Raw genomic sequence first — 4,951 nt, forward strand, 5'->3', positions numbered from 1 at the left:
ACCCCGGCGATCCTCTCGATCCGTTCTGATCCGTCACGTACGGGCGCTCCTGCGTAAGCGCCCGCCTTTCGATCCATGGTACGTGTGCGATCCGCAGGTGAGTTCGCCATTTTTACGCGGCTTTTGACAGCCGCTAACACCTGCCAGGCGCGGATCAGCGCGGCGTCACGCAGGCGGCGTAAGGCATCGTAGCGGGCGTCCTTGCTGATGTGCCAGGCGCGCAGCGTCCGCCGCGTGAGGTGCACGCCCGCGCTGCGGTGCTCGGCCGCGAGCCCCAGGAGCGCGAGGGCGAGGTGGAGGGTCTTGCCAGGCAGGGCCGCGGCGTGCTGGCACCAGTCGAGGCGCATCGGCGCGGGCGAGCAGGTCATGGTGGGGGCGGGAGTGGGCATCGGTGTCGGCTCGGTGGGAGGGGGTCAATGCGTTGTTCGGGGGGAGGCCGGCCGCCTCCCCTGTCCGCGGTCCGTTCGCCAGCCCGCGGGCGCGTGCTCCCGCGGCGGTATCCCCGGCGGCTCCCCCGGTGCTTCCCCTGTCGCCGGTGGACACAAGCCCTTGTGCTATGGTCTTTTCCCCCGGTTTCCCCAGTTTCCCCAGCGGCGGACGTCGCCCCGGACCACCCGCTCCCCCGATGCGCAGGGGGAACCGGGGCAACCGGGGGATTGCTCGTTCGGTCAGTCTGTTAGGAGGGCACTCGGCAGGGGCGCCCCGGGGGAACCCCGATCGCCGTGCCCCACCGGCCGCATCCAGGCGCCGCGTCCCGACCGCGCCGCGTCCAGGTTCGGCCGCCCGCACGCGGTATCACGCCGGACCGTTGGACGGTGAGACCCCGCCGCGACCCCGGCGGCTCCCCCTGTACTTCCCCTGCTGCCGGTGGACGCAAGCCCTTGTGCTATGGTCTTTTCCCCCGGTTTCCCCAGTTTCCCCAGCGGCGGCCGTGCCCCGGACCGCCGCGACCCCGCTGGCCGCCTCCAGGCGCCGCGTTCCGACCGCGCCGCGTCCGGTGCGGCAGACGCCCGCGCCGACGGCGACCCGAGACCCGCTGGCCACGGCGCCCAGCGTGCACCCAGCCGATGCCCGGTGCGCGCCCCGACCGTCCCCTCAAATCACGCCAAGCGCTTGGTTTCGCGCGTCATTCGCTTCGCAAGGTTGACGGACAACCATACCTAAGAACGACAGACCGCCCGGGTGCCCGCAGGCACCCGGGCGGGTGGCCCGGGCTCAACGCTCAGAGGTCCTGCAACGCGACGTGCGCCACGGGGCGTTCAGACCGCTCCTGGCTCACGGTCGACGCATTCACGGCCCGTCGCCGCGGCATGACCGCGGAGGCGGCGCTGCGTTGACGCTCAGCCTGCGTCTCTAGCAGCCTGTCGGACTTGATGGCGTAACCGATTGATTAAACAGGAAAACGACTTTTTGGCGCAAAAGAGGAAACTCTTTGCATTCAATCGGTTGCATCACTAAGTCCGACAGCCTGCTAGGGTGGCGAGTTCCTCCTCCGACAGTAACCGCCTGGCGATGATGGCGTAGTACGGTTTACGCTCCCCGCCGTCCACGGCATGACGACTCGTCAGCTTCTGGGCCTCGCGATGCAAGAAGCCACGCGTTGCCAGTGCCCGCGCGACGTCCCGCGGCGCCATATCCGGACAGGCCCGGGTCAGCCCCGCTTCATCCAACAAGAGCCACTCCTTGTGTCTGGTCACGCCAGCACCCTGCGCCAGCACGTAGTCGCGGAGCCGTGACTCGATCTGCTCCTCCTCGCTGATCGGCAGGTTGGCGAGCCAGGCCAGCGTCACCGCCACGCACGCCTGCTCGACGCGCTCCTCGGTGAAGAGCGCAGGGAAGACCTGCGCCGCCCAACTACCGATGGCCATCAGCAGCGCGAGCCGCCCAATGGCCCGGACCTGGGGTGGCTGCAAGCAGTACCCAGCGGCGCGAGCGGCCGCGCAGAGCCGCTCCCGACACTCGGTCATGTCGTTGTGCAGCGCGGCACGCAGATCCTTCTCCGAGGCGAAGGTGTCCAACACGCACTGGATGAACCTCGGGCCGATCGTGCCGTAGACCTCGCCGCACCGCAGCTTGGTCGCACGGGCGAGGATTCCGGCTTCCTCCGCGGTTCGGCCGCCGTTCGTGGCGACGTCGGCGATGGGGATATCCAAGGCGCGAATCGTTTCGCCGGTCTTGGAGCGCTGCCCGCTGCCGGCTTCGTTCTTGGCTTGCATCGCCACTTCCCCGGTCGACATCACCAGCAGGTGCCAATTTGCTTGTGGGCGCAACCCGCCGCTGTCGCTCATGCGTTGTTTACCCTTTCCTCCAGATACGTTATAGAGGTTGATCGTCGCATCCACGTTGGCCCCGACCTCGTCCATGCATAGGAAGATGCCTGAGTGCGTCGCGCTGACGATCTCAATGGCGTTTTGGGTGGTATTCCAGCGTTCGATCACCGTCCGCGCACGCCCCTGTTGAGGGTCCGAGGCGGCCGCCCATAGGCATCCACCAACCTGCAGCAGTGTGGTCTTGCCGGTGCTTGATGGCCCGTACAGATTCACGATGAAATTGTCGACCCCGGCCAATCCCAAAAAGGGGCCGGCCAGCGATGCGCAGATGGCGAAGCAGTAAATCGGGTCCTCACACAATGGTGCCAGCAGTTCGATCGCCTCCTCGAGGGTGCCCTTGGCGTGATAGGCCCCGAAGGTTGGGTTCGCGATGTGCGGGCGAAAGACCACCGGCTCCATCAGCGGCGGCGCACTCGCCGGGCGCACCACCTGGTCGGGTAGGATGAAGGCGAGCTCCCTGCCGCCGTCTGCGGTTGGCAGGTGGGTGAAGCCGAGTTGGCGTACCAACCGTACGGTCGGAATACCTACAATCTGGACGGACTGGGCCAGATAGTCCCGAAACACACGCTCGGCGCTGGGGGCCACTAATAACCCGAGGGTGGCCAGGCGTTGTGCCAGTGGCACGCCGCCCATCAGTTCGTTGAAGCTGACGTAGCAACTGCGCAGCCCATTTTTCCTATTGATGAAGTCGACCTGTATTGTGAGGTCCTCATCATTCGAATCGTAGCCGATGGCGGCGACCCAGGCGGGTGTGTAGGTAACCTGCTGCCACTCGTCATCGGTGTAGCGTTTCCAAATGCCCTTTAGGTCGACGATGAACCCTGGTGGAGCGACCGCGGCTTGCGGTAGCTCAGACAAATTTTTGACGATCATGTCATAGCCCTGGGAGATCAAACGTGTCCGCCCCCCTGGGTGGGGGCGGCTCTTGGTCGATAGAGGTCGCCCCTGTCTCAGAGGGGCGACGATGGGGTCTGCTGCGAGACCGTTGGGCCACTCCGTTGGACCCGAACGCTTCGGCTGGCGCCAGCCGAGGCGGATGCATTCGCCCTCTCAAGGGCCTGGTCGGTCTTCCTGTTGATCCACATCGCCAGTCCGCTGGCTTGGTACCCGGGTGTGCCGCCGCGGCGGCTTGCTGGCGAACGCCTTAGCGCGTGACGTCTTCAGTCCGCCGCCGACGCCATTCCCGCACCAGCGCGGGGTCCCAAAGTAGCCGCCGTCCGATCTTGGCTGCCGGCGGCAGCGATTCGGGATAGCGCGAACGGCGCCGATAGAGCGTGTCGATCGCGATCTTGAAGTAGGCTGCGACCTCGGTCGCGTCCCACAACTCGGAAGCCGTGTTGTGCATTCCGTGACTCCAACAATTAAGGGTTGTGCTGACCACGGGGGTCCAGTTGATTTCAGACCCACCGCGGCCGGGAGTGATGCTGTGCCTGTCATCGCCTGCCTGCGAAAGACTCTAATGGCTTAGCTGAGGATACGCAATACCTGCTCTGCTTCGTGAGCGGGTAGTTGGCGAGTCAACATGACGGCACCAGTCTGGTGGGTGTGAAGTATTACAAGCTTATGTTTATAAAAAAAATTTAAATGAAATATCAGGATTGAGATTGACGGCCAGATTGCACTGCTGGAACACGCCAACAAGACGGAATCATCAAGGCAACAAGCGCAACTTTTCGAAAAAAGAAGCGGTGTGTACGGGGAGGAGCGAATTCGCTTGCTGCACCGGCCAACGACACCCCGGAAGGCCTTGAGGAACACTCTCAAAGGGCGATTCGGGAGCAAAAAACCATTGAGTTTTTGTAGTAGGTGAAAAAACTTTCGGACCGACGGCGTGCGCCAGTTGGTTGGTCGCATCGTCCCCACCATTCGGACCGGTCAACGTCGGCGGATCGGCCGTGCGGCGACCCAGAAGCAGACCACGGCCTGTGGCCGCGGTTTGCTTGGTGACCTACCCCTCGCGCGCGCCCCGCTGCGCCGCGGCGACGGCCTGTTCGACCTGGGTACTGACCTGCTTACGCCGCTCGTCGGCCAGGTGGCTATAGCGCTGCGTCATCTGGGGCGTGCTATGGCCGAGGACGTTCTGGATGTCGTACAAGGTCGCCCCCGCCTGGATCGCCAGGCTGGCGAAGCTGTGGCGGAGGTCGTGCAAGCGCAGATCGCGCAGTCCGGCGCGGGCCTTGACGCGCTCGAAGGCCTTCACCGGCGCCACCATGCGCGGGTTGCCATAGCGCGGGCAGCCCGGGAACACAAAGTCGTTGCCGGGTACGCGCGGCTGACAGGCGAAGATCGCCCGGGCCGTCTCGCTGAGCAACACGATGCGGGACTTGCCAGACTTCGAGAGCGGGATCAACCAGGCGCCATCGGCCACGTCGTCGTGCTTGGCGTTGAGCAGCTCCCCGACCCGGGCGCCGGTGAGGAGCAGCAGCGCCAGGAAGTCCGCGGCCTGGCGGTTCGGCTCCTGCGCCAAGGCCTGGGTAAAGCCCTCTGTGCCAATGTAGGTGAGACAGCACCCCCCGGTTAAATTACTGTAGGGCGGTCTGAAGGAGATCACCGATGGCAACGCATGTGAAACACGTTCTGGTCGACGCGCTGGGGGAGGAAACGCAGGGAGCCCGTAGGGC

At 65.2% G+C, this 4,951-nt stretch carries 4 protein-coding genes; all 4 read right to left on the minus strand.

Annotation, left to right across the window (positions count from 1 at the left end; all coding sequences use genetic code 11):
* On the minus strand, positions 1-389 hold a 389-nt coding region (locus tag QZX93_RS19865), incomplete at its 3' end, for a hypothetical protein (protein WP_295385082.1).
* A gap of 1,065 nt (positions 390-1,454) precedes the next feature.
* The gene (locus tag QZX93_RS19870) at positions 1,455-3,203 is read right to left on the minus strand and encodes a DUF927 domain-containing protein (protein WP_295385084.1); all 1,749 of its coding nucleotides are present in this window, start codon (positions 3,201-3,203) and stop codon (positions 1,455-1,457) included.
* A 271-nt stretch (positions 3,204-3,474) separates the two neighbouring features.
* Positions 3,475-3,675, minus strand: coding sequence for a hypothetical protein (locus QZX93_RS19875; protein ID WP_295385085.1), 201 nt, complete (start codon positions 3,673-3,675; stop codon positions 3,475-3,477).
* A gap of 603 nt (positions 3,676-4,278) precedes the next feature.
* Positions 4,279-4,881 carry a site-specific integrase gene (locus QZX93_RS19880; protein ID WP_295394884.1) on the minus strand — a complete coding sequence of 201 codons (603 nt, stop codon included), beginning with the start codon at positions 4,879-4,881 and terminating at the stop codon, positions 4,279-4,281.
* Positions 4,882-4,951: the final 70 nt, after the last annotated feature.

It is taken from the genome of uncultured Thiodictyon sp. (genome assembly GCF_903946935.1).
GTDB lineage: Bacteria > Pseudomonadota > Gammaproteobacteria > Chromatiales > Chromatiaceae > Thiodictyon.

What these genes read in the sequence shown, in the direction of transcription:
- QZX93_RS19875 (WP_295385085.1), bottom strand. Translation starts at nt 3,675, where the DNA reads ATGCACAACACGGCTTCCGAGTTGTGGGACGCGACCGAGGTCGCAGCC.
- QZX93_RS19870 (WP_295385084.1), bottom strand. Translation starts at nt 3,203, where the DNA reads ATGATCGTCAAAAATTTGTCTGAGCTACCGCAAGCCGCGGTCGCTCCA.